Origin of the sequence: uncultured Phenylobacterium sp. (genome assembly GCF_902826855.1) — a bacterium.
In the GTDB taxonomy this organism is placed as follows: domain Bacteria; phylum Pseudomonadota; class Alphaproteobacteria; order Caulobacterales; family Caulobacteraceae; genus Phenylobacterium.
The window spans coordinates 1-20,691 of sequence record NZ_CADEGK010000074.1 but is presented as its reverse complement, the minus strand read 5'-3'; the positions used below and the strand labels follow the sequence as shown (position 1 = coordinate 20,691).

The window sequence follows — 20,691 nt, the reverse complement described above, 5'->3', positions numbered from 1 at the left end:
CGCCACGCCGCGCACCGGGAAGCGGGTGGTCTGCACCTTTTGCGTGACGATCGAGACCTTGGCCCCCACGAGGCGGTTGGTCAGCGTCGACTTGCCCGCATTGGGAGCGCCGATGATGGCGGCGAAGCCGGCGCGCGGGTGTTCGGGGGAGATGGTCATTTGTCGTTCCCGGCTTCGAAATCCGCGCCCTCGCGCTTGAGCAGCATGGTCTGGGCGGCGGCCTTTTCCGCGGCGCGGCGGGAGCCGCCCTCCCCGCGCTCGGGCTCAAAGCCCTGGATGGCGACCTCGACGGTGAACACCGGGGCGTGCGGCGGCCCGGACTGGCCCACCACCTCGTAGGCCGGCAACGGCAGGCCTAGCCCTTGCGCCCACTCCTGGAGCTGGGTCTTCGGGTCCTTGGAGCGCGGATGGTCCAGGGTCTCGAAAGCCTCGGCCCAGAAGCGCTCGAAGAAGGCCCTGGCCGTCTCCAGGCCGCCGTCGATGTAGAGCGCCGCGATCAGCGCCTCGCAGGCGTCACCCAGGACGGCGTCGGAGCGGCGCGCGCCGATCTTGCTGGCCGAGGCCGAAAGGCGCAGCGCCTCCGGCAGGCCGGCGCGTTCGGCGGCCCGCGCGCAGGCGTGGTAGTTCACCAGGCTGGCAAGCTTCCGGGACATCACCCCTTCGCGGGCGTCGGGATCCAGGACCATCAACCGCTCGGCGGCGCAGAGGTTCAGCACCCGGTCGCCCAGGAACTCCAGCCGCTCGTTGTGGCGCACGTCGCGCGCGCCGTCGCCGACGCTGGCGTGGGTCAGCGCCCGCTCGAGCAGGTCGCGGTCGGCGAAGGTGTGGCCGATGCGGCGCTCGAGTTCGACGACCGCCGCCTCCCTAGCGTTCACGGGCGCGCATTCATCGCAGGACTTTGAAGAACCGGCTGGGCCGCGCGTCGATGATCCAGGTCCAGGGCTGGAAGATCGAGGCCTGCGGCTTCCACGACAACAGGATGATCTCCGCCTTGCCTACCAGGTTCTCGGCCGGGACGTAGCCGACGCCGTTGGCGGCTGGCGGCACGCGGCTGTCGGAGGAGTTGTCGCGGTTGTCACCCATCATGAAGTAGTGACCCTCGGGGACGGTGAAGACCTCGGTGTTGTCCAGTTCGCTGTCGGGACCGTCGTCCTGGGTGGCGAAGGCCCTGCCGCTGGGGAGCCGCTCCTGGAAGCGGACCACGTCGCGGACCAGGCCGCCGGGCAGTTCCGACTTCACCGGCGAGAGCGCCTGGCGCTCGACCAGGGCGTCGTTCACGTAGAGCAGGCCTTCGCGCACCTGCACCCGGTCGCCCGCGACGCCGATGACCCGCTTGACGTAGTCGGTGTGGCCGTCGAGCGGGAGCTTGAACACCACGATGTCGCCGCGCTTGGCCTTGCGCTCCTGCACCCGGCCGTCGAACAGGGGCGGGCTGAAGGGGATGGAATGGCGCGACCAGCCGTACCGGAATTTCGAGACGATTATGTAGTCGCCCTCGTAGAGGTTGGGCTCCATCGAGGCCGAGGGGATGGTGAACGGCTGGAAGAAGACGATCCGCAGGACCAGGGCGATGGCGAGAGCGTAGGCGACCGTCTTGACGATCTCGACGATCTCTCTCAGCGCGCCGTTCCTGTCAGGCGCCGGGGCGCTCTGCACGTTCTCGCTCATGTCGTCCTTTGGAGATCCTTGCGCCCGGCCGTGCCGGAGCGGGTGTTGCCTAGACGCTAGCCAGCGCATGAGCAAGATCGGCGCCTATGGAGTCCGACCCGCCGGGGCGGGCCGGATCGTCGCAACCCAAGGAACGAGATGCCCGAAAGAGCCACGGTCGAAGCCTTCGTCGCCCAGGTCTTGTCTGGCCAGCACGTGGAGGCGATCCGCGACTGGTACGCCGACGACGCGTCCATGCAGGAGAACCAGGACCCGCCCCGGGTGGGGCGCGAGGTGCTGATGGCCGGCGAGGCCGCCACGCTGGCGCGGTTCGCCAAGGTGGAGACGGAGCTGTTGTCGCCGGTGGCGGTGGACGGGGACCGTGTGGTGATCCACTGGCGCTTCACCTTCACCTCGGCGGGCGGGACCGCGCGGACCTTCGAGGAGATCGCCTGGCAGGAATGGCGCGGCGACAAGGTCTGGCGCGAGCGGTTCTTCTACGACCCGGGACAGATGCGCTGACGCCCCTGCCGCCGCACCGGGGGGTGAGGCCAACCTTTGCCGTCGTCGCGCGTTCCGGTGACAGCGCAATTCGGAGCCTACCCATGCGGATGATCCTTGGCCTTGGCGTCCTCGCCCTGTTGTCGGCCGCGCCGACCGTTTCGCAGGCGCAGCCGCGGGGCAGCTATGAGCGGCAGTGCACCAATATCCGGATGGAGGGTCCGTTCCTGCACGCGACATGCCGCGGGCCGAACGGGCCGGCGGTGTCGTCGATCAACGTGGCGAGCTGCAGCACCGACATCTTCGTGGGTCCGGACGGCGGCCTGGCGTGCGTCGGACCCGGCGGCGGGGCGCCGCCCTCGGTGCGCGATGCGCCGCCCGGCTACGCGGTGGGGCCGGATCGTGGGTACGACCGCGACCGCGGCGATCGGCGCTGGCGACGCGACGATGTCGTCACCCTGTCGACGGAGCGGAACTACGCCGGTCGTCCGTTTCGGGTCGACGGCCCCGAGCCGAACCTCAATCGCACGGGCCTCAACGACCGCGTCCGGTCGATCCGACTGGAGCGGGGTTCGGGACCCTGGGTGATCTGCACCGACGCCAACTATCGTGGCCGCTGCATGACGATCGAGCGCAGCGTCAAGGACACGCGGCGGATCGGCATGGGCGACGCGATCTCATCGCTCCGACCGCTCCGCTAGTCGGCCTGGCATATTTGGCCGTCCGGCCTAGCGGTCGGCCGGCAGGGCCTCGATGATCACGAACGCCTGTGCGTAGGGATGGTCGTCGGTGAGGGTCAGGTGGATGACGGCCTTCATGCCGGGCGGCGTCATCTCTTCGAGGCGCGCCTGAGCCCCGCCGGTCAGCGCCATGGTGGGCTGGCCCGAGCGCATGTTGACGACCCCCATGTCGCGCCAGAACACGCCGCGGCGCATGCCGGTGCCCAGCGCCTTGGCGCAGGCTTCCTTGGCGGCGAAACGCTTGGCGTAGCTGGCCGCGGCGTCGGCCTTGCGCTCGGACCGCGCGCGCTCCAGTTCGGTGAAGACGCGCTGGCGGAAACGGTCGCCGAAGCGGTCGAGGCTGGCCTGTATGCGGCGGATGTCGGAGAGGTCGGAGCCCAGACCGAGGATCACGCGGCGGCCTGCGCGCGGGCTTCGTCCATCAGCGCCCGCATCCGCTGGATGGCGGGGCCGAGGCCGATGAAGATGGCTTCGCCGATCAGGAAGTGGCCGATGTTCAGTTCCACGAGTTGCGGGATCGCGGCGATTGGCTTCACCGTCTCGTAGTCGATGCCATGGCCCGCGTGGACCTCCAGGCCGAGTTCGCGGGCCGTGGCGGCAGCGGCCTTGAGCTTCGTCAGCAGCCCGCCGGCCTGGGGGCGCTTCTCGCGAACGGCCTCGCAGTAGGCGCCGGTGTGCAACTCGACCACCTGGGCGCCGACCGCCTTGGCCGCCCGGACCTGGGCCTCGTCGGCGTCGATGAAGGCGGAGACGCGGATCCCGGCCTGCGCGAGCCTGGCGACGACCGGGGCGATGGCGTTGTGGCCGCGGACGACGTCGAGGCCGCCCTCGGTGGTCACCTCCTCGCGACGCTCGGGCACCAGGCAGGCGGCGTGGGGACGGTGGGCGAGCGCGATGGCCTCCATCTCCGGGGTCACCGCGCACTCGAAGTTGAGGGGGCGGCCGCGCCGGCGACAGATCACCGCCAGCTGGTCGATGTCGGCGTCGGAGATGTGCCGGCGATCCTCGCGCAGATGGGCGGTGATGCCGTCAGCGCCGGCGGCCAGCGCCATCTCCGCTGCGCGCACCGGGTCGGGATAGCCCTCCCCCCGTGCGTTCCGCACGGTGGCGACGTGGTCGATGTTGACCCCCAGCCTGAGCCTGGTCATGCGCGCAGCCTCTTCGATCCCGGCTCCTCGGCCGGCAGGGCGGCGAGTTCGGGGGGGATCTCGTCGGGGGCGTAGCTCGGGACATCCACCGTCGCCAGCGCCACCAGGGGCCAGCCGACGTCTGCCTTGCCGCCGGAGCGGTCGACGATGCAGGCGCAGCACACCACGACCCCCCCCGCCGCGGCGATGGGCTCGACCGCCTCGCGGAACGAGCCGCCAGTGGTGATCACGTCCTCGACGACGACGACCTTGGCGCCGGGGGCGATCTTGAAGGCGCGGCGCAACTTGAAGCCGCCGTCCTCGCGTTCGACGTAGATCGAGGGCACCCCCAGCGCGCGGGCGACCTCGTAGCCGGGAATGATCGCCCCGACGGCCGGGGCGACGATGACGTCCGGCTTGCCGAACCGGGCCTCGATCTTCTCGGCCAGCGCCCGGCACAGGCGCTCGGTCCGGTCGGGGTATTGGAAGACCAGGTTCTTCTGCAGGAACATGGGGCTGTGGCGGCCCGAGGCCAGGATGAAATGGCCTTCGCGCAGGGCGCCGGCGCCGCGGAACTCTTCCAGGACGTCTTCGGTGTTCATGCGGCTGAGATAGCCGATCCGGTCGGCCAAGGGGAGGTCCAGTTCCCACCCAGTAGGCAGACCAGGCGCGGCGCAACCGGGCGACAGTTGACGTAGCGACCGCACAGCTTAGCGTAGTATCCGGGAGGTCTGGCGTAGAACCACGGCCTCCGGGACGAGGGACGCGATGAACGGCCGGACGGTGCTGGTCGTCGACGACGACAAGGCGCTGCTGGAGGCGGTCACCCGCGTGTTGCGCGGCGCCGGCTACGAGGTGCAGAGCACGCGCGATGGGCGCGCCGTGATGGACATGATCCGCCGCCAGCGGCCGGACGTGGTGATCACCGACATCATGATGCCTGATCGCGACGGCGTGGAGGTCATCAACGAGATCAGGAAATCCACCCGCGGCATTCGCGTCCTGGCGATGTCCGGGCGGCGGCATCTGGGGTCGCTGGACCTCCTGGCCATGGCGCAGAAGCTGGGCGCGGACGCCGCGCTGCACAAGCCCTTCGAGGGCGACGAGCTGCTGGCGGCGATCGAGCCGCTGTTCCCGCCGCGGCCGGGTTAGCCCTTGGTCCGCTCGACCTCTTCGACGCTGGGATTTGCCCGCAGCGCGGCGGAAATGTGGGTGAGATGGCGCGCGTCGTTGACGTCGACGTCGATGTCCACGTCGAAGAAGTCGGACTGGCGGTGGCGCATGCGCAGATTGACGATGTTGCCGCCGGCGTCGCCGATGATCGTGCAGACCTGGCCCAGCACGCCGGGGGCGTTGCGGATGGTGGCTGTGAGGCGGGCGCGGGCGATGGCGTTGCGGTCGGCCTCGGGCGTCCACTGCAGGTCGCGCCAAAGCTCGTCGCGGTCCTCGTACTCGGCGAGCTTCTCGCAGTCGATGGTGTGGACGGTAAGGCCGCGGCCGTCGCTCTCCAGGATGCCGACGATGCGGTCGCCGGGCACGGGTGAACAGCAGGCGCCGAAGTGCAGGGTGATACCTGGCGTCAGGCCCGAGCCCCGGACATAGAGGCGCGCGGTCTTCCCCTCCTCGATGTGGCGGCGCGCGTTGGCGGCTTCCCGCTCGGCTGCCTTCAAGCCGGGGAAGACGATCTCCAGCACCTGAGAGGGGGTGGCGCGGCCGCGCCCGACGGCGTCGAACAGGTCGTCCTCGGTCGCCACGGCGAAGCGTTCGAGCGCGGGGCGCAGCGAGACGTCCTTGCGCGACTTGCCGGCGGCGTCGAACGTCTGGTCCACGGTGGCGCGACCCAGGCGGATGAATTCCTCGCGCTCGGTCTGGCGGATGTGGCGACGGATGGCGGAGCGGGCGCGGCCCGTGACGGTCAGCGAGCGCCAGTCGGGCGGCACCACGGGCTTGCCGCCCTTGATCACCTCGACCACGTCGCCATTCGAAAGAGTCGTCCGTAACGGCTTGAGTTCGCCGTTGATTTTGGCCCCGATGGTGATGTCGCCGATGTCGGTGTGGAGCGCATAGGCGAAGTCCAGCGGCATGGCTCCCCGCGGCAGGCTGACCAACTGGCCCTTGGGCGTGAAGACGAACACCTGGTCGAGGTACATCTCGAGCTTGGCGTGCTCGACCAGCTCCTCGGCGTCGCCGCCGTGCTCCAGCACCTGGACGAGGTGACGGAGGTTCACCAGCGGGTCGCGGCCGCCGGCTTCCTTCTGGGCCTCCGGGTCGAAGCCGTAGGACTTGTTCTTGTAGCGCCAGTGGGCGGCCACGCCCTCCTCGGCCACCAGGTCCATCGCCTCGGTGCGGATCTGCATCTCGATGCGCATGCCGCGGTAGCCGACCACGGTGGTGTGCAGCGAGCGGTAGTTGTTGCGCTTGGGCGTGGAGATGAAGTCCTTGAACCGCTCCGGCACCGACGGCCAGGTGCGGTGGATGACGCCCAGGGCGCGGTAGCAGTCTTCCTCGTTGTCGACGATCACCCGAAAGGCGTAAATATCGGAAAGTTGAGAAAATCCAATCGATTTTCGCTGCAACTTGCGCCAGATCGAGAAGGGCTGCTTCTCGCGGCCGTACACCCGCGCCGGGACGCCGGCGGCCTCCAGCTTGGCGGTCATCTCCTGGCTGACCTGGGCGACGGCGCCGCCCTGGTCCTGCCGCAGCACGGCCAGCCGGCGCAGGATCGCGTCGCGGCCCACGGGGTTCAGGTGGAAGAACGCCAGCTCCTCCAATTCCTCGCAGATGCGATGCACGCCGATGGACCGGGCCAGTGGCCCGTAGATGTCGAGGGTCTCGCGCGCGATCCGCTCGCGCTTCGCCGCCTGCTTTATGAAGTGCAGGGTGCGCATGTTGTGCAGGCGGTCGGCCAACTTCACCAGGAGGACGCGGACGTCCTTGGATATCGCCAGGATGAACTTCCGCAGGTTCTCGGCCTGGCGCAGGTGCTCCTGGGAGAGCTCGAGTTTGGAGAGCTTGGTGACGCCCTCGACCAGTTCGGCGATCTCCGGGCCGAACAGCTCCTCGACCTTTTCGCGGGTGGTGTCAGTGTCCTCGATGACGTCGTGCAGCAGGGCCGTGACGATGGTCTCGGTGTCGAGGCGGTAGTCGGTAAGGATGCCCGCCACCTCGATGGGGTGGGCGAAGTAGGGGTCGCCGGAGGCGCGCTTCTGAGCGCCGTGAGCGCGCATGGCGTAGACATAGGCGCGGTTGAGCAGCGCCTCGTCGGCGGTGGGGTCGTAGGAGCGGACCTTCTCGATCAGCTCGAACTGCCGCAGCATCTTCGGCCGCAGGCCGGTGGCGACGAGCGGAGGCACGGGCTCAGGAGCCGGAGCCTTCGCGATAGGGACGGAAGAATTCGGGGCGTCGGAAGGCGGCGCGGCGGGTGGGTTCGCCGCTTCCTGGATCAGCGGTTCTGCGCCTTCTGGGCTCAGTACCGCTCCTCCTGACCGCCATCACGGTCGCTTTGCAGGGCGCGCACGAGTTCGAGTTCGCTCATCTGCATGTGGGTGGGGTCGGCCAACAGGGCCAGGGTTTCGGCCTCTTCCTCGGCTTCCGAGCGCTCGTCGACGCGCTGCAGGGAGATGATGACGCCTTCCTTGAGCTCTTCGGCGTCGACCACGTCGTCGGCGATCTCGCGGAGCGCCACGACGGGGTTCTTGTCGTTGTCGCGATCGACCGCGATTGGCGAGCCGGCCGAGATGGCGCGGGCGCGATGGGCGGACAGCAGCACGAGCGAGAAGCGGTTCGGGACCTTCTCGATGCAGTCTTCGACGGTGACGCGGGCCATGGAGTCTCTCAGGGTGCGGGATAGAACCGGCGAAAATAGAGCTTCGCCCCCTATTGTGCAATGCCGCAAAGGCCGCACGACCCTGCCGCGCATCGGTTTCCAGGCTGTGAACGCGTCAAATCCCACCGGCTGGATCGGTAATGGGCTCGTGGCGTATCCCTTCGTCCGGTCTAGCTCCGAGGGGGAAGCATGCCGAACCTGCAACGCGCGCCGACGCGGGAATATCATACCCTGATGACGGACGCCCGCCGCTGGGACGGCTTCCAGCCGCGGGAGGGTGACGTCGTGGTGGCGACTTACCCCAAGTGCGGGACCACCTGGACGCAGCGGATCGTCGACCTGCTGATCCACCAGACGCCGGACCCGCGTCCCATCATGCAGTTCTATCCCTGGCTGGACGCCACCTTCTTCGCCCCTATCGAGGCCGACCTCGCCACCCTCGAGGCCCAGACCCACCGGCGCGCGATTAAGAGCCACCTGCCCTTCGACAGCCTGCCAATCTACGAGGGCATGAAGTACATCCACGTGGCGCGCGACGGTCGCGACGCCTGCTTCTCGTTCCACAATCACGAGAGCAGCTACACGCCCGAGGTCTGGATGGGCCACGCGGCGCGGGCGGCCGAAAACCCGATGCTCCAGGTCAGGCCGAAGCCCGAGCCGGACCTGGGCGAGTACTACCGCCGCTGGATCGACGAGGCGGAGGACGAGGCCGCCACAGGCCTCGGTGTCGAAATGTCGTTCTTCGACTACGAGATGACCTACTGGCGCGAGCGCAGGCTGCCGAACCTGCTCCTGGTCCACTACGCCGACCTGAAGGCAGACCTGCCGGGCGAGATGGCGCGGATCTCGGATTTCCTGGAGATCGAGACGCCGCCGGCGAAGCTCGCAGAGTTGGCGGAGGCGGCGCGGTTCGAGGCGATGAAGTCGCAGGGCGACGCGCTCCTGCCTGCCCTGCCCTTCGCCTTCCAGGGCGGGCACAAGAGCTTCCTGCACAAGGGGACCAACGGGCGCTGGAAGGACGTGCTGACCGACGCCGACCTGGCGCGTTTCGACCGCTTGTCGACGGCCAAGTTCACGCCCTCAGCGCGGGCCTGGATCGAGGGCGGGCGCCTGGCTGCGGGCGATCCGGCGGAGTTGCCCGACTAGCGAACAGGCCGCGGCGGCGGGCGAATCCTGCCCTCCACCATGCCGTATCTTCTATTTTCGCGCGCGATCGCCTTGTGGCGGCATGAGGCGTCGCGTATCTCGACGAAGGCGGGCTCGCCGACGTCGGGGACGCCGGCATTTCCGCGCATCGCGGCGACAAGCGGGACGGGCCTCGATTTGGCTGTCCTTCGGGACCAATCACCTCGCGCAGCGGAGACGGCGTGACCACCGAGCCACCACGACGTCGGGCCGCGCTGGGCTTCATCCTGGCGACGGTGTTCCTGGACGCGGTGTCGTTCGGGATGGTGTTCCCCATCCTGCCGCGGCTCGTCCTGGAGCTGAGCGGCGGCGACACGGCCGACGCCGCGCGGGCGGTGGGGTTGATCGGCGCGGTCTGGGCGTTGACCAACTTCGTCGGCGCGCCGGTGCTGGGCGCCCTGTCGGACCGGTTCGGCCGCCGCCCGGTGATCCTGGTCTCAACCTTCGGGTTCGCGCTCGACATGCTGTTCATGGGGTTCGCCCCCACCCTGGCGTGGCTGTTCATAGGCCGCGCCCTGTCGGGTCTCACGGCGGCCAGCTATGCGGCGGCCTCGGCCTACATCGCCGACGTGACGCCGCCCGACCAACGCGCCCAGCGCTTCGGCCTGGTCTTCGCAGTGTCCTCCGCCGGCATGATCCTGGGGCCGGCCATGGGCGGCCTGCTCGGCGAGATCAGTCCGCGGGCCCCGTTCTTCGCCGGAGCGGGCCTGGCGGCGGTGGCTTGGCTCTACGGCCTCCTTATCCTGCCGGAGTCCCTGGCGCCGGACCTGCGCACCAAGGGGCCCATGCGCCCGACGAACCCGCTGCGCGCCTTCGGAATTCTGACCCGCGACAAGAGCCTTCTCGGCCTCGCGAGCGTGGGGATGCTGATCCAGTTGGGCGGGCACTCGATCAACACCCTCTTCGTCCTCTACATGGCCTTCCGCTACCAGTGGGGTCCCGGGCAAGTCGGGGTGCTGCTGATGGTGTTCTCTGCGGGCAACATCGTGGTGATGGGCTTCCTGGGGCCGCGCCTGGTGCGCTGGCTCGGCGAGCGGACGACGCTGATTGCGGGCCTGGCGCTGTCCGCCGGGGGGTTCGCCGTGATGGGCCTCTCGCAAACTTCGACGCAGTTCTGCCTGGCGTGCGTTCTCACCTGCGTGGGCAACATCTGTTCGCCGCCGCTCCAGGCCCTGCAAACGCGACGGGTCGGGCCAAGCGAACAGGGCCGCTTGCAGGGGGCCCTGGGGGGCCTGGGCGGACTGACCGGCTTCGTGGCGCCGATCTTCTTCACCCAGGTGTTCGCCTGGTCGATCGCCTCCGCCTTCGCGCCTGGCGGGCCGGGTCTGGCGATGCTGATCGGGGCGAGCCTGCTGGTGGCGGCCACGACCCTGGCCGTGGCGGTGACGCGACCGGTTCGGGCGACCTCACAGGCGTGACGCGTCGGCCCCGACGGTGGCCTCAGCCGCCAGCGTCGCCGCCGTCGCACCGAGCAGCGGGTGGGTCCAGGCGGGCGCGATCTCGGCCAGCGGCCCCATGACGAAGCGGCGCGCGTGGGCGCGGGGATGCGGCAGGATCAGGCCGGGACCGGCGCGGACCTCCCGGCCATAGGCGACCAGGTCCAGGTCGAGGGTGCGCGGGGCATTGCGTTCGGTCCGCGCACGGCCGAGGGCGGCCTCGATTTGCAGCAGGCCAGCCAGCACCACCTCGGGCGGCCCCTGCGCCTCGACAAGCGCGACGCCGTTGCGGTACTCAGGCCCCTTGGGATCGGGCCAGGCGGCGGAGCGCCACCAGGACGATCGCTTCAGGACTTGCAGGCCGACATCAGGGAACCGCGCCAGCGCCGCCTCCAGCAGAGCCTCCGACGAGCCATAGCGACCCGGAAGATTGCTGCCGAGGGCGACGACGACGGCCTGATCGAGGTCCTCCTGACCAAGGTTTCTCGGCGGCTCGCGGACCAATTTGATGACCTTCTACCCCACGGACCGACTGGCCCTCTTCATCGACGGCGCAAACCTCTATGCGACGGCCAAGAACCTCGGCTTCGACATCGACTACCGCAAGCTCCTGGAGGAGTTCAAAAGGCGCAGCGTGCTGGTGCGGGCGTATTACTACACCGCGCTCGTCGAGAACGAGGAGTACTCGCCGATCCGGCCGCTGGTGGACTGGCTGGACTACAACGGCTTCCGGTTGGTCACCAAGCCGGCGCGGGAATACACCGACGCCAGCGGACGCAAGCGGTTCCGGGGCGACATGGACGTCGAGATCGCCGTCGACATGCTGGAGATGGCCGAGCACGCCGACCACATGGTGCTGTTCTCAGGGGACGGAGACTTCCGACGGTTGGTGGAGGCGGTGCAGCGGCGCGGCAGCAGGGTGACCGTGGTCTCCACGGTGAAGTCGCAGCCGCCGATGGTCAGCGATGACCTGCGACGCCAGGCCGACAGCTTCGTGGACCTGGCCGACCTGGCCGACCTGATCGGACGGCCTTCTCGCCTGCCGAGGTTCATCTCCGAAAGCCGCGCGGCGCACGATCGGGAAGCCGATGCCGACCACTGAGGGCGCGCCGCCCGAGGCGCCCGCCGATTGCCCGCTCTGCCCTCGGCTCGTGGCGTACCGGCAGGCCAACCGCATTTCCGTGCCCGGCGGCTTCAACGGCGCCGTGGCGTCTTTCGGAGACGAGGGCGCACAGCTGGCCGTGGTCGGGCTGGCGCCGGGGCGGATGGGGGCGAACCGGACCGGGCGGCCGTTCACCGGCGATGGCGCGGGCGTGATGTTGTACGAGACGCTGCTCAAGACCGGCTTCGCCAGCGGGACCTACGAGGCGCGGCCGGACGACAGCCTGACCCTGCACGACTGCATCATCACCAATGCGGTGCGCTGCGCACCGCCCGGCAACAAGCCCGAGACCGCCGAGGAGGCCACGTGCCGGCCGTTCCTGGCCAGCCGGCTGGCCGCCCTGCCCCGGCTGAAGGTGATCGTCACCCTGGGCGACGTCTCACGGCGCAATGTGCTCAAGGCCCTGGGGCTGAAAGCTTCGGCCGGCATTGCGGGGCACGGGACAGAGTTCCCGGCCGGGCCCTACACGGTGCTGAACAGCTACCACTGCTCGCGGCTCAACACGAACACCGGGCGCTTGACTGCAGCGATGTTCGAGGCGGTTTTCCTGCGCGCCCGCGACCTGATCGGAGATGCCTGATGCGCCTATTGTCCCTGGGCCTGGCCATCGTCCTGCTCGCTTCGCCGGCCCAGGCCGCGCCGACGGCCGACCCCGTCCTGCACGCCGAAGCGCTGGAGATCCTGAAGCGGAGCATCGCCTATCGCACTGTGGTGGGCGGCGACCAGTTTGTGCCCTACGCCGAATACCTGAAGGGCGTGCTGACAGCCGGCGGCTACGACGCCGCCGAGGTCACCATCGAGCCGATGGCGGGCACGGCGCTCCTGATTGCCCGCTATCCGGGGACCGACCCGAAGAAGAAACCGCTGGTCATCTCCGGCCACATGGACGTCGTCGAGGCCAAGGCGGCGGACTGGACGCGCGACCCGTTCACCCCGGTCGTCGAGAACGGCTACGTGTTCGGCCGCGGCGCGGTGGACAACAAGTTCGACGTCTCGATGGTCGTCGCCGTCCTGGCCAAGCTGCGCAAGAGCGGCTGGAAGCCGGGCCGCGAGGTGATCCTGGCGCTGTCTGGCGACGAAGAGACCACGATGAAGACCACCGCGGTCCTGGCCCAGCGGTTGAAGCACGCCGAGCTTGTGCTGAACTCCGATGGCGGCGGCGGGGGGCTCACCGAGGAGGGCAAGCCGATCAGCTTTGGGGTGCAGGGCGCGGAGAAGACCTACGCCGACTTCCACCTCACGGTCACCGACCCGGGCGGCCACTCCAGCCGGCCGACGCCCACCAACGCCATCTATCGCCTGGTGAAGGCCCTGGAGCGGCTCGAGGCCTACCGCTGGCCGACGATGCACAACGAGATCACTCGCGCGACCGCGGCGGCCATGGGGCCGAACACCCCGGGCGCGGTGGGCCAGGCGCTGACCAGGTTCGCGACCGATCCCACGGACCAGGCCGCCATCGACATCATCCGGGCCGACCCGGCCTTCAGTCCCGGCCTGCACACCACCTGCGTCGCCACCATGCTGGAGGCCGGCCACGCGCCCAACGCCCTGCCCCAGAAGGCGCAGGCGACGGTGAACTGCCGCATCTTCCCGGGCGTGTCGTCGCAGAGCGTGCAGGCCACCCTGGACGAGATCGTGGGCGACCGGAGCGTCACCGTGACGCGGCTGGAGGACGGCTCCATCGACAGCCCGCCCTCGCCGTTGCGGCCCGACGTGATGAAGGCGGTGACCAAGGCGGTGCACGCCCGCTTCCCGGGCCTGCCCATCGTGCCGAGCCAGGCGGCGGGCGCCACCGACAGCATGTACTTCCGCGCTGCAGGCGTGCCGAGCTACGGCGTCTCGGGGCTGTTCATGAAGGACAGCGACGAGTTCAGCCACGGCCTGAACGAGCGTGCGCCGGTCAGCGCCATCGACGGCGACCTGGCGCACTGGGATTCGATCCTGCGCGACCTGGCGAAGTGAGGGTCGGCAAAAAGTAACCGCGGTGAAATGTCTGGCGCTTCCCTAGCGGCGCCGGCATACCTTGTACTCGAAACATGCCAGCGAGCATGCGGGAGGAACACCATGCGCGATCTCATCATCCGGAACGGCACGATCGTCGACGGCACCGGCGGCAAGCCGTTCGTGGGCGACGTGGCCATCGACGGCGACCGCATCGTCGAGGTCGGGACCAAGGTCTCCGGCAGCTTCAAGCGCGAAATCGACGCCTCCGGCATGACGGTGACGCCGGGCTGGGTGGACATCCACACCCACTATGACGGCCAGGCGACCTGGGACGAGGTGCTGGCGCCGTCGTCCTGGCACGGGGTCACCACCGCGATCATGGGCAACTGCGGCGTCGGATTCGCGCCGGTGCGGCCGGACGCGCACACCTTCCTGATCGAGCTGATGGAGGGCGTCGAGGACATCCCCGGCGTGGCCCTGCATGAAGGCATCGACTGGAAGTGGGAGAGCTTCCCCGAATACCTGGACGTGCTGGAATCCAAGCCGCGGACGATCGACATCGGCACCCACGTGCCGCACGCGCCGGTGCGGGCCTATGTGCTGGGCGAGCGCTGCAACACCGACTACCAGCCCAACGCCGATGAGATCGCGCAGATGGCCGCGATCGTACGCGAAGGCGTCAAGGCCGGCGCGCTGGGCTTCTCCACCAGCCGCACCCTGCTGCACAAGGACCTGAAGGGCGTCCACATGCCGGGCACCTTCGCGGGCTCGGACGAGATGCTGGCGCTGGGCCTTTCCATGAAGGGCCTGAAGCACGGCGTGTTCGAGATGGTCTCCGACCACCTGGGCGACGACGACGAGTGGATGTGGGTGAAGGGCTTCGCCGAGGAGACCGGCCTGCCGGTGACCCTGGTGGCGACCTCGGCCGGCGCCTACGAAGGCAACAAGATGTACAACATCGCCGAGGAGGCCCGCGCCCACGGCATGGACATCCGTCCGCAGATCGCCGGCCGCCCGACGGGCATCCTGCAGGGGCTGAACTCCAACTTCCACGTGTTCATCGCGCACCCGACCTATCGGGCGAAGGTCCACGGCCTGCCGCTCGCCGAGAAGGTCGCGATGATGCGCAAGCCCGAGATCCGGGCCGCGATCCTCGCCGAGGAAAGCACGATCCGTTCCGGCCCGCTGGCGGGCGGGATCGAGGAGCTGCTGTACCGGGTGTTCCCGCTGGGCGACCGCCCGAACTACGAGCCGGATCGCGAGCAGAGCGTCGCCGGGCTGGCCAAGGCGGCCGGCGTCTCCGCCGTGGAGATGATGTACGACCTGCTGCTGAAGGACGAGGGCCGCGAGCTGCTCTACCAGCCGCTGGGCGGCTACGTGACCTACAACTTCGACTTCTTCCGCAAGAACATGCAGCACCCCAACGTGCTGTTCGGGCTTTCGGACGGCGGCGCGCACTGCGGGGTCATCGCCGACGCCGGGATGCCGACGTTCATCCTGACCTACTGGGGTCGCGACCGGACCAAGGGCGAGCAGTTCCCGCTGGAGTTCCTGGTGCGCAAGCTGACCAGCGACACGGCCCGCGCCTACGGCCTGAACGACCGCGGGCAGCTGAAGCCGGGCCTGCTGGCGGACATCAACATCATCGACTTCGACAAGCTGCGCCTGTTCCGCCCCGAGGCCATCAACGACCTGCCGGCCGGCGGCAAGCGCCTGGTGCAGCGCACCGAGGGCTACCGCTACACGGTGAAGTCCGGCCAGGTGACCTTCGACAACGGCGTCCACACCGGCGCCCTGCCGGGCGGTCTGGTGCGCGGCGGCCGCGAGGCGGTGATCCTAGCGGAAGCGGCGGAGTAGGCGTCTCCCAGCATTCGTGAGCCCCGGCCTCGCGCCGGGGCCCACACTGCCCCTGCCCCAGTCTAGTCGCGCTTCAACGACCCTTGAGGCAGGCCACCAGCGGCCTAAAGTGCGGCGTTGCGGATTCCCGGGGGGGGAGATTTCGATGCGTCCACTGGTCGCGGGACTGTTTACGGCCCTGGTCGGGCTTGGCTGGGCCCAGGCCCAGACCACCACCGGCCCCACCCCCGATCCGGCGTATGACGCCTACGCCAAGCCGCAGCGGCTGGTTAAGCTGGCGGACGGGCGGCGGATCCACGTGAACTGCCAGGGCAAGGGCTCGCCGACGGTGATTCTCACGGCGGGCCTGGGCGGGTCCTCGGTGTCGTGGGCCAAGGTGCAGCCAGCGCTGGCGAAGCGCACGCGGACCTGCACGTGGGACCGGGCCGGGTTCGGCCACTCCGACCCGAGCCCGGCGGCGCAAACGCTGGCGGCGACGACGGCGGACCTGGAGGGCGCGCTGGCGGCCGCGCGCATCAAGGGCCCCTACCTGGTGGCCGGCCACTCAGCGGGCGCGTTCGAGACGCTGCTGTTCGCCGATCGGCATCGGGCAGACGTGGTGGGCATGGTGCTGGTGGATGGTTCGGTCCCCAACCAGGCCGAGCGGTTCACGGCGATGTCGCCGGCCTTAGCGCGCGCGAGCGCGTCGGGCCTGCGGTTCGCCGTCGACGGCCAGCGCCGCTGCGCCACGAGCCTGGAGGCGGGCACGCTGAAGCCCGACACGCCGACGTGGAAGCTGTGCTTCGGCTACCCGCCGCAGTTCTCGCCGGTCTATTTGGGAGGGATGAGGACGCTGGATGGCGACCCGGCGCGGCTGCGGACGCGGGCCTCCCTCTCCGAAGAGTTCGCCGCCAGCGCCGCGGCCGTGGCGAACCCGTCACGGGACTACGGCGACCTGCCGCTGGTCGTGCTGACCCAGGCCACGGGTCTAGGGTTCCCGGGGGCGACAGCGGCGGAGATCGACGCCATGAGCGGCGCCTGGCGGCAGTGGCACGGCGACTATGCCAAGCTGTCCCGCACGGCCGTCAACCTGATCGTCCAGGGCGCCGGCCACAACATCCAGGACGACAAGCCGCAGGCGGTGATCGGGGCGATCGACGCGGTGCTGGCGGCGGCGCGTCAGCCGTAGAGCGCCTGCAGGCGAGCGTGCTCGGCGCGCTGTTCCACCAGGAACGCGGGGTCGGACCACAGGCGGTGTTCGCCGCGGGCGTAGGCCTCGGCGTTGCGGGCATACATCCAGGCGTTCAGTGCGTTGGCGGCGGCGTTGTTGCGGGTCCGTACCACCTTGCCCGGCGCGCCCATGACGATGGAGTTCGGCGGGATGATCGTGCCCTCCTTCAGGAAGGCGTGGCCGGCGATGATGGAGTTCTCGCCCACTTCGCAGCCGTCCATGATGGTCGAGCCGATGCCCACCAGCACCCGGTCGCCAATCGTGCAGCCATGCAGGGTGCAGTGGTCGGTGATGGAGCAGTCCTCGCCCACGATCGTGCCGGTGGACCCGCCGATGTGAATCATCACCAAGTCCTGGATGTTGGTCCGGGCGCCGATGCGCACGGCGTGGAATTCCGCGCGGACCACGACGTTGGGCCAGATCGAGGCCTCGGCCGCAATCTCGACCGCGCCGTACAGCTGGGCGGTGGGATGGACCCACGCGGCGGGGTCGACGTGGACGTCGGGTCCGAAGGTCATGGTCGGTTCCAGTAGCTGTAGCGCCAGGCGTATTCGAAGCCGGCCTTGCGGTAGAGCGAGCGGGCGTCGTTGCCCTCTTGCACCTGCAGGAACACCCGCTCGATCCCCCGCGCCTGGATCGCACGGCCGAGGGTGGCGAGCACGGTGCTGGCCAGGCCGCGCCCGCGCCGAGCCGCGTCGGTGCGCATGCCGTGGATGCCGGCCCAGCCGTGGCCGAAGGTGACGCAGCCGACGGCAACGGTGAGGCCGTCCTCGCGCGCGGCGGCATAGAGGGCGTCGGGCGAGCGGGTGAGCGCGGCGACGCGGCTGGCCTCTTCCTCGGCGTCGAAGCCTTCGCCCAGGAACACTGCCGCCCAGGCCTCGTCCGGCTCGGACATCAGGTCGCCGGGCTTGTCGCGGAGCGCGGCCAGCCGCCCGACGTCGCCCACTTTCACCACGGTTGGGATTTCGGCCACGTAGCCGCGCTGGACGAGCGCGTCGCGCACCCCCTGGAGGCCGGGGGCCTCGGCCACGCGGAAACCCGGGGATAGCCCCTCGGTCCAGTAGGCGGCCTCGATCTTGCTGAGGGCGCTTGCGTCCAGGTCGTGGCTGAGCGGCACGGCGGTCTTGGCGCGGCGGATGGCGCCGTCGTCGAGCGGGACCAGCCAGCCGGCGATCTCCAGCACCTTGGCGGGGGCGACGCCCTCGACGGTCGACCGCTCGAGGCTCTCGATTTCGGCGGCGTCCACTAGCTGCGGTCGCCCTTCATCAGCCGCGCCTTGTCGCGCTGCCAGTCGCGCGCGGCGGTGGTCTCGCGCTTGTCGTGTTCCTTCTTGCCCTTGGCCAGGGCGATCTCGAGCTTCGCCAGCCCCTTGTCGTTCCAGTAGAGCTTGGTGGGGATAATCGTGCGGCCCTCGCGCTGCACGGCGCCGATCAGCTTGTCGATCTGCTTGCGCTTGAGCAGCAGCTTCCGGTGACGGCGGGGCTCGTGATTGAAGTACGGGCCGGCCTGCGTGTACGGCGGGATGTCGGCGTTGATCAGCACGATCTCCTTGCCCTCCACCGCCGCATAGCTCTCGGCGATGTTGGCCTTCCCGGCGCGCAAAGACTTCACCTCCGAGCCGGTCAGCATGATGCCGCACTCGAAGGCTTCCTCGAGGAAGTAGTCGAACCGCGCCCGGCGGTTCTCGGCGATGTACTTGCCGACCGGGGCCATCAGACCAGCCCGGCTTCCCGCATGGCGGCCAGCACCTCAGCGCGCGCCGGCTCCGAGCACGGCGTGAGCGGCAGCCGGCCCTCCTCCGCACAGAGGCCAAGGTGGGCAAGGGCGAACTTGGCGGGCGCGGGCGAGGCGTCGGCGAATAGCGCCTTGTGCAGGCGGATCAGCCGGTCCTGCGCCTGCAGGGCGCCCGCCCACTGGCCGGAAAGCGCGTCATTGTAGAACTGGGCGACCTGCTCGGGGGCGACGTTGCAGGTGACCGAGATGCAGCCGTGGCCGCCATGGGCAATGTAGCCGAGCGCCGTGTCGTCGTTGCCGGAGAGCATGATCCAGTCGTCGCCGCATTCCAGCCGCTGCAGGCTGGCGCGCGCCAGGTCGCCGCTGGCGTCCTTTATCCCGACGATGTTCGGCAGCTTGGCCAGCCGGGCCACGGTGGCGTTGGAGATGTCGATGCTGGTGCGGGCCGGAACGTTGTAGACCAGGATCGGCAGCTGCACGGTGTCGTTGATGGCCTTGTAGTGGGCGTAGAGCCCCTCCTGGCTGGGGCGGTTGTAGTAGGGTGTCACGACCAGGGCCGCGTCGGCGCCGACCGTCTTGGCGTGCTGCACCAATTCGATCGCCTCGGACGTAGAATTGGAGCCGGCCCCGGCGACGACGGGGACCCGGCCGCGGGCGGTGGCGACACACAGTTCCACCACGCGTCGATGTTCTGCGTGGCTGAGGGTCGATGATTCGCCTGTAGTACCCACGGGCACCAGGCCGTGGACGCCGCCCGCGATCTGGCGTTCGACCAGGGCCACGAAGGCGTCCTCGTCGATCTGGCCGTTGCGGAACGGCGTGACGAGGGCCGGCAAGACGCCGCGGAAGAGGAGTTCGGACATGTGTTGGGTTCTAAAAGCAAAATGCCGTGAAGATGCCGCCTAGAGAGGCGGCGTTCAGAATTGCGGGACAATATGTTGCCGCGGGCTCGGCTCGCAATGTCGATTCCACTTATCCCCAGAGTTGGGGGGAGACGATTTGAACCGCAGTGTCCGTAACGTCCTGCTCGCCGGATGCGCCGTCGTTGTCGTAACGACCGTGGCGCGAGCCCAGGTGGCCGACCCCATCGGCGACATTCTGGGCCAGAATACCCAGTCCCCGTCTGGGCCCGCTGCGGTGACCGCGGGCCAGACCGTGTCCCGCCCGCTGAGCGCCTCGGACCGTTTGACGTTCCTGGCGGCCATCGCCGCGGCCAAGCGCGGGGACGTGAACGGCGCGAAGAACGCGATCTCCAGCCTGTCGGACAGCGTGGCGCGCAAGACCGCCACCTGGGCGCTGGTCGACGCCAACGCAGAGTCGCTGAGTTTCTACGAGGTCGACGCCGCGCGGCGCGACCTGGAGGGCTTCCCCCGCCCGGGACGTCGCCAGATCGCCGCCGAACGCCTGCTTGAAAGCAGCGGCAAGTCGCCGGCCCAGGTAGTCGCGTGGTTCGCCGGCCAACCGCCGCTGAGCGCCGACGGGGCGATGGCGCTGGCTTCGGCCTACCGCGTGCTGGGCCGTCAGGCCGAGGCAGCAGACCTGATCCGCGGCTGGTGGCGCGACAAGAGCTTTGAGGCGGGCGTGCAGCGCCGGGTGCTGGCCCGATTCGCCGACGTGCTGACCCTGGACGACCACATCCGCCGCGCCGACGTCCTGCTCTACGGCAGCCAGGGTCCGGCGGCGCGGGACATCGTGGCAATGCTGCCCTCCGACCACCAAGCGGCGGCGCTCGCGCGGATTTCCCTGCGCTCGGACTCAGACGGAGCCTGGTCGGGACTGACGCCCGCGCAACAGGTGACGCCCGGGGTCGCCTTCGAGCGCGCCGCCTACCTTCGCCGGAAGGGTCGCGACTGGGAGGCCATGGCGCTGACGCCCTCGTTCCCCAAGGAGATCGTCACCCCTGACCAGGCCGAGCGGATTTGGGACGAACGCCACCGGCTGGCGCTGACCTTCATCAAGAGCGGCGACTGGAGGAGCGCCTACCAGGCGGCCGCCAGTTCCGGGCTAGATGAGGGCGCCGACGCCACCGAGGCGGAGTTCTACGCCGGCTGGATCGCGCTGAACCGGCTGAACGACCCCGCCGCGGCTGGGCGTCACTTCGCCGCCATCGAGAGGATCGGCGCCTCGCCGATCACCCGGGGGCGGGCTTTCTACTGGATGGGCCGGGCGGCCGAGGCGCGCGGCGACGCAGCCGCCGCGACCAACTACTACGGCCGTGGCGCAGAGTACGTGACCACCTTCTACGGCCAACTGGCCGCGGAGAAGCTGGGCCGCGACCTCGTGCTACCGCGCGATCCCGTGCTGAGCGCCGCCGCCCGCCCC

General features: G+C 69.5%; 23 protein-coding genes and 1 pseudogene. 11 read left to right on the top strand and 13 right to left on the bottom strand.

Translation table 11 applies throughout. The features are described 5' to 3' along the window. The 3 genes from QZV94_RS11965 to lepB all read right to left on the bottom strand — a co-directional run. Positions 1-159 (bottom strand): GTPase (locus tag QZV94_RS11965; protein ID WP_293678114.1); only part of this gene is annotated, 159 nt, incomplete at its 3' end. Beyond that, a complete protein-coding gene (rnc, locus tag QZV94_RS11960) occupies positions 156-875 on the bottom strand; it encodes a ribonuclease III (protein WP_293678111.1) in 720 nt (239 codons plus the stop codon). The genes QZV94_RS11965 and rnc, both read right to left, overlap by 4 nt. Positions 876-885: 10 nt before the next feature. Next, the gene (gene lepB / locus QZV94_RS11955; protein WP_293678110.1) at positions 886-1,668 is read right to left on the bottom strand and encodes a signal peptidase I; all 783 of its coding nucleotides are present in this window, start codon (positions 1,666-1,668) and stop codon (positions 886-888) included. Between the two features lie 138 nt (positions 1,669-1,806). Between lepB and QZV94_RS11950 the strand changes: the two genes are divergently transcribed. After that, positions 1,807-2,169 carry a nuclear transport factor 2 family protein gene (locus QZV94_RS11950; RefSeq protein ID WP_293678109.1) on the top strand — a complete coding sequence of 121 codons (363 nt, stop codon included), beginning with the start codon at positions 1,807-1,809 and terminating at the stop codon, positions 2,167-2,169. 83 nt (positions 2,170-2,252) lie between these two features. Beyond that, entirely contained in the window at positions 2,253-2,849 is a 597-nt protein-coding gene (locus QZV94_RS11945) for a beta/gamma crystallin-related protein (RefSeq protein WP_293678108.1), read from the top strand. A gap of 27 nt (positions 2,850-2,876) precedes the next feature. Here QZV94_RS11945 and acpS read toward each other — a convergent pair whose 3' ends face one another. The 3 genes from acpS to pyrE are packed head-to-tail and all read right to left on the bottom strand — an operon-like array spanning position 2,877 to position 4,617. Continuing rightward, positions 2,877-3,281, bottom strand: a complete 405-nt coding sequence (gene acpS, locus QZV94_RS11940; RefSeq protein ID WP_293678107.1) for a holo-ACP synthase — start codon at positions 3,279-3,281, stop codon at positions 2,877-2,879. Continuing rightward, on the bottom strand, positions 3,278-4,036 hold the full coding sequence (locus QZV94_RS11935) for a pyridoxine 5'-phosphate synthase (RefSeq protein ID WP_293678106.1): 759 nt from the start codon (positions 4,034-4,036) through the stop codon (positions 3,278-3,280). The genes acpS and QZV94_RS11935 overlap by 4 nt, the downstream gene beginning before the upstream one ends. Then, positions 4,033-4,617 carry an orotate phosphoribosyltransferase gene (gene pyrE, locus QZV94_RS11930; RefSeq protein WP_293678113.1) on the bottom strand — a complete coding sequence of 195 codons (585 nt, stop codon included), beginning with the start codon at positions 4,615-4,617 and terminating at the stop codon, positions 4,033-4,035. The genes QZV94_RS11935 and pyrE overlap by 4 nt, the downstream gene beginning before the upstream one ends. 166 nt (positions 4,618-4,783) lie before the next feature. Here pyrE and QZV94_RS11925 point away from each other — a divergent pair, with 166 nt between their 5' ends. Further along, the gene (locus QZV94_RS11925) at positions 4,784-5,167 is read left to right on the top strand and encodes a response regulator transcription factor (protein WP_293678105.1); all 384 of its coding nucleotides are present in this window, start codon (positions 4,784-4,786) and stop codon (positions 5,165-5,167) included. Here QZV94_RS11925 and QZV94_RS11920 read toward each other — a convergent pair. Both QZV94_RS11920 and rpoZ read right to left on the bottom strand, forming a co-directional pair. Beyond that, complete coding sequence (locus QZV94_RS11920) at positions 5,164-7,332, bottom strand: bifunctional (p)ppGpp synthetase/guanosine-3',5'-bis(diphosphate) 3'-pyrophosphohydrolase (RefSeq protein WP_293678112.1); 2,169 nt, start codon at positions 7,330-7,332, stop codon at positions 5,164-5,166. The two genes, QZV94_RS11925 and QZV94_RS11920, sit on opposite strands and share 4 nt — an antisense overlap. A gap of 149 nt (positions 7,333-7,481) precedes the next feature. Further along, positions 7,482-7,841 carry a DNA-directed RNA polymerase subunit omega gene (gene rpoZ, locus QZV94_RS11915; RefSeq protein WP_293678104.1) on the bottom strand — a complete coding sequence of 120 codons (360 nt, stop codon included), beginning with the start codon at positions 7,839-7,841 and terminating at the stop codon, positions 7,482-7,484. A gap of 234 nt (positions 7,842-8,075) precedes the next feature. Between rpoZ and QZV94_RS11910 the strand changes: the two genes are divergently transcribed. Together QZV94_RS11910 and QZV94_RS11905 are read left to right on the top strand one after the other, a co-directional pair. Continuing rightward, positions 8,076-8,987 carry a sulfotransferase domain-containing protein gene (locus tag QZV94_RS11910; RefSeq protein ID WP_293678103.1) on the top strand — a complete coding sequence of 304 codons (912 nt, stop codon included), beginning with the start codon at positions 8,076-8,078 and terminating at the stop codon, positions 8,985-8,987. Between the two features lie 221 nt (positions 8,988-9,208). Next, positions 9,209-10,444, top strand: a complete 1,236-nt coding sequence (locus QZV94_RS11905; RefSeq protein ID WP_293678102.1) for an MFS transporter — start codon at positions 9,209-9,211, stop codon at positions 10,442-10,444. On the opposite strand, the gene folK is transcribed toward QZV94_RS11905, so the two are convergent. Beyond that, a complete protein-coding gene (gene folK / locus QZV94_RS11900) occupies positions 10,433-10,966 on the bottom strand; it encodes a 2-amino-4-hydroxy-6-hydroxymethyldihydropteridine diphosphokinase (RefSeq protein WP_293678101.1) in 534 nt (177 codons plus the stop codon). The two genes, QZV94_RS11905 and folK, sit on opposite strands and share 12 nt — an antisense overlap. Positions 10,967-10,970: 4 nt before the next feature. Between folK and QZV94_RS11895 the strand changes: the two genes are divergently transcribed. The 5 genes from QZV94_RS11895 (at position 10,971) to QZV94_RS11875 (ending at position 16,593) form a co-directional block, all read left to right on the top strand. Beyond that, positions 10,971-11,564 carry an NYN domain-containing protein gene (locus QZV94_RS11895; RefSeq protein ID WP_293678100.1) on the top strand — a complete coding sequence of 198 codons (594 nt, stop codon included), beginning with the start codon at positions 10,971-10,973 and terminating at the stop codon, positions 11,562-11,564. Further along, on the top strand, positions 11,551-12,204 hold the full coding sequence (locus QZV94_RS11890; protein WP_293678099.1) for a uracil-DNA glycosylase: 654 nt from the start codon (positions 11,551-11,553) through the stop codon (positions 12,202-12,204). The genes QZV94_RS11895 and QZV94_RS11890 overlap by 14 nt, the downstream gene beginning before the upstream one ends. Further along, the gene (locus QZV94_RS11885) at positions 12,204-13,586 is read left to right on the top strand and encodes a M20/M25/M40 family metallo-hydrolase (protein WP_293678098.1); all 1,383 of its coding nucleotides are present in this window, start codon (positions 12,204-12,206) and stop codon (positions 13,584-13,586) included. Before QZV94_RS11890 ends, QZV94_RS11885 begins: the two co-directional genes overlap by 1 nt. Positions 13,587-13,688: 102 nt before the next feature. Next, positions 13,689-15,425, top strand: coding sequence for an amidohydrolase family protein (locus tag QZV94_RS11880; RefSeq protein WP_293678097.1), 1,737 nt, complete (start codon positions 13,689-13,691; stop codon positions 15,423-15,425). 145 nt (positions 15,426-15,570) lie between these two features. Further along, positions 15,571-16,593 (top strand): alpha/beta hydrolase, encoded by a 1,023-nt coding sequence (locus tag QZV94_RS11875; RefSeq protein WP_293678096.1) that lies wholly within the window; start codon positions 15,571-15,573, stop codon positions 16,591-16,593. On the opposite strand, the gene QZV94_RS11870 is transcribed toward QZV94_RS11875, so the two are convergent. Genes QZV94_RS11870 through dapA form a run of 4 tightly spaced genes read right to left on the bottom strand, consistent with a single transcriptional unit; the run spans position 16,584 to position 19,232 of the window. Continuing rightward, positions 16,584-17,153 carry a gamma carbonic anhydrase family protein gene (locus QZV94_RS11870; protein WP_293678095.1) on the bottom strand — a complete coding sequence of 190 codons (570 nt, stop codon included), beginning with the start codon at positions 17,151-17,153 and terminating at the stop codon, positions 16,584-16,586. The two genes, QZV94_RS11875 and QZV94_RS11870, sit on opposite strands and share 10 nt — an antisense overlap. After that, positions 17,150-17,881, bottom strand: a complete 732-nt coding sequence (locus QZV94_RS11865) for a GNAT family N-acetyltransferase (RefSeq protein ID WP_293678094.1) — start codon at positions 17,879-17,881, stop codon at positions 17,150-17,152. Before QZV94_RS11865 ends, QZV94_RS11870 begins: the two co-directional genes overlap by 4 nt. Next, positions 17,881-18,348: an SsrA-binding protein SmpB gene (gene smpB, locus QZV94_RS11860; protein ID WP_293678093.1), complete on the bottom strand. Its 468-nt coding sequence runs from the start codon at positions 18,346-18,348 to the stop codon at positions 17,881-17,883. The genes QZV94_RS11865 and smpB overlap by 1 nt, the downstream gene beginning before the upstream one ends. After that, positions 18,348-19,232: a 4-hydroxy-tetrahydrodipicolinate synthase gene (gene dapA / locus QZV94_RS11855; RefSeq protein ID WP_293678092.1), complete on the bottom strand. Its 885-nt coding sequence runs from the start codon at positions 19,230-19,232 to the stop codon at positions 18,348-18,350. The genes smpB and dapA overlap by 1 nt, the downstream gene beginning before the upstream one ends. A 136-nt stretch (positions 19,233-19,368) precedes the next feature. On the opposite strand from dapA, the pseudogene QZV94_RS11850 reads away from it, so the two are divergent. Further along, a pseudogene (locus QZV94_RS11850) lies at positions 19,369-20,691 on the top strand (lytic transglycosylase domain-containing protein); the annotation flags it as partial.

Coding starts and splice junctions, on each gene's coding strand:
- rpoZ (WP_293678104.1), bottom strand. CDS start 7,841: ATGGCCCGCGTCACCGTCGAAGACTGCATCGAGAAGGTCCCGAACCGC.
- QZV94_RS11875 (WP_293678096.1), top strand. CDS start 15,571: ATGCGTCCACTGGTCGCGGGACTGTTTACGGCCCTGGTCGGGCTTGGC.
- QZV94_RS11890 (WP_293678099.1), top strand. CDS start 11,551: ATGCCGACCACTGAGGGCGCGCCGCCCGAGGCGCCCGCCGATTGCCCG.
- QZV94_RS11880 (WP_293678097.1), top strand. CDS start 13,689: ATGCGCGATCTCATCATCCGGAACGGCACGATCGTCGACGGCACCGGC.
- pyrE (WP_293678113.1), bottom strand. CDS start 4,617: ATGAACACCGAAGACGTCCTGGAAGAGTTCCGCGGCGCCGGCGCCCTG.
- QZV94_RS11870 (WP_293678095.1), bottom strand. CDS start 17,153: ATGACCTTCGGACCCGACGTCCACGTCGACCCCGCCGCGTGGGTCCAT.
- smpB (WP_293678093.1), bottom strand. CDS start 18,348: ATGGCCCCGGTCGGCAAGTACATCGCCGAGAACCGCCGGGCGCGGTTC.
- dapA (WP_293678092.1), bottom strand. CDS start 19,232: ATGTCCGAACTCCTCTTCCGCGGCGTCTTGCCGGCCCTCGTCACGCCG.
- QZV94_RS11925 (WP_293678105.1), top strand. CDS start 4,784: ATGAACGGCCGGACGGTGCTGGTCGTCGACGACGACAAGGCGCTGCTG.
- QZV94_RS11935 (WP_293678106.1), bottom strand. CDS start 4,036: ATGACCAGGCTCAGGCTGGGGGTCAACATCGACCACGTCGCCACCGTG.
- QZV94_RS11910 (WP_293678103.1), top strand. CDS start 8,076: ATGACGGACGCCCGCCGCTGGGACGGCTTCCAGCCGCGGGAGGGTGAC.
- QZV94_RS11885 (WP_293678098.1), top strand. CDS start 12,204: ATGCGCCTATTGTCCCTGGGCCTGGCCATCGTCCTGCTCGCTTCGCCG.
- QZV94_RS11895 (WP_293678100.1), top strand. CDS start 10,971: ATGACCTTCTACCCCACGGACCGACTGGCCCTCTTCATCGACGGCGCA.
- QZV94_RS11950 (WP_293678109.1), top strand. CDS start 1,807: ATGCCCGAAAGAGCCACGGTCGAAGCCTTCGTCGCCCAGGTCTTGTCT.
- QZV94_RS11945 (WP_293678108.1), top strand. CDS start 2,253: ATGCGGATGATCCTTGGCCTTGGCGTCCTCGCCCTGTTGTCGGCCGCG.
- lepB (WP_293678110.1), bottom strand. CDS start 1,668: ATGAGCGAGAACGTGCAGAGCGCCCCGGCGCCTGACAGGAACGGCGCG.
- QZV94_RS11920 (WP_293678112.1), bottom strand. CDS start 7,332: ATGCTGCGGCAGTTCGAGCTGATCGAGAAGGTCCGCTCCTACGACCCC.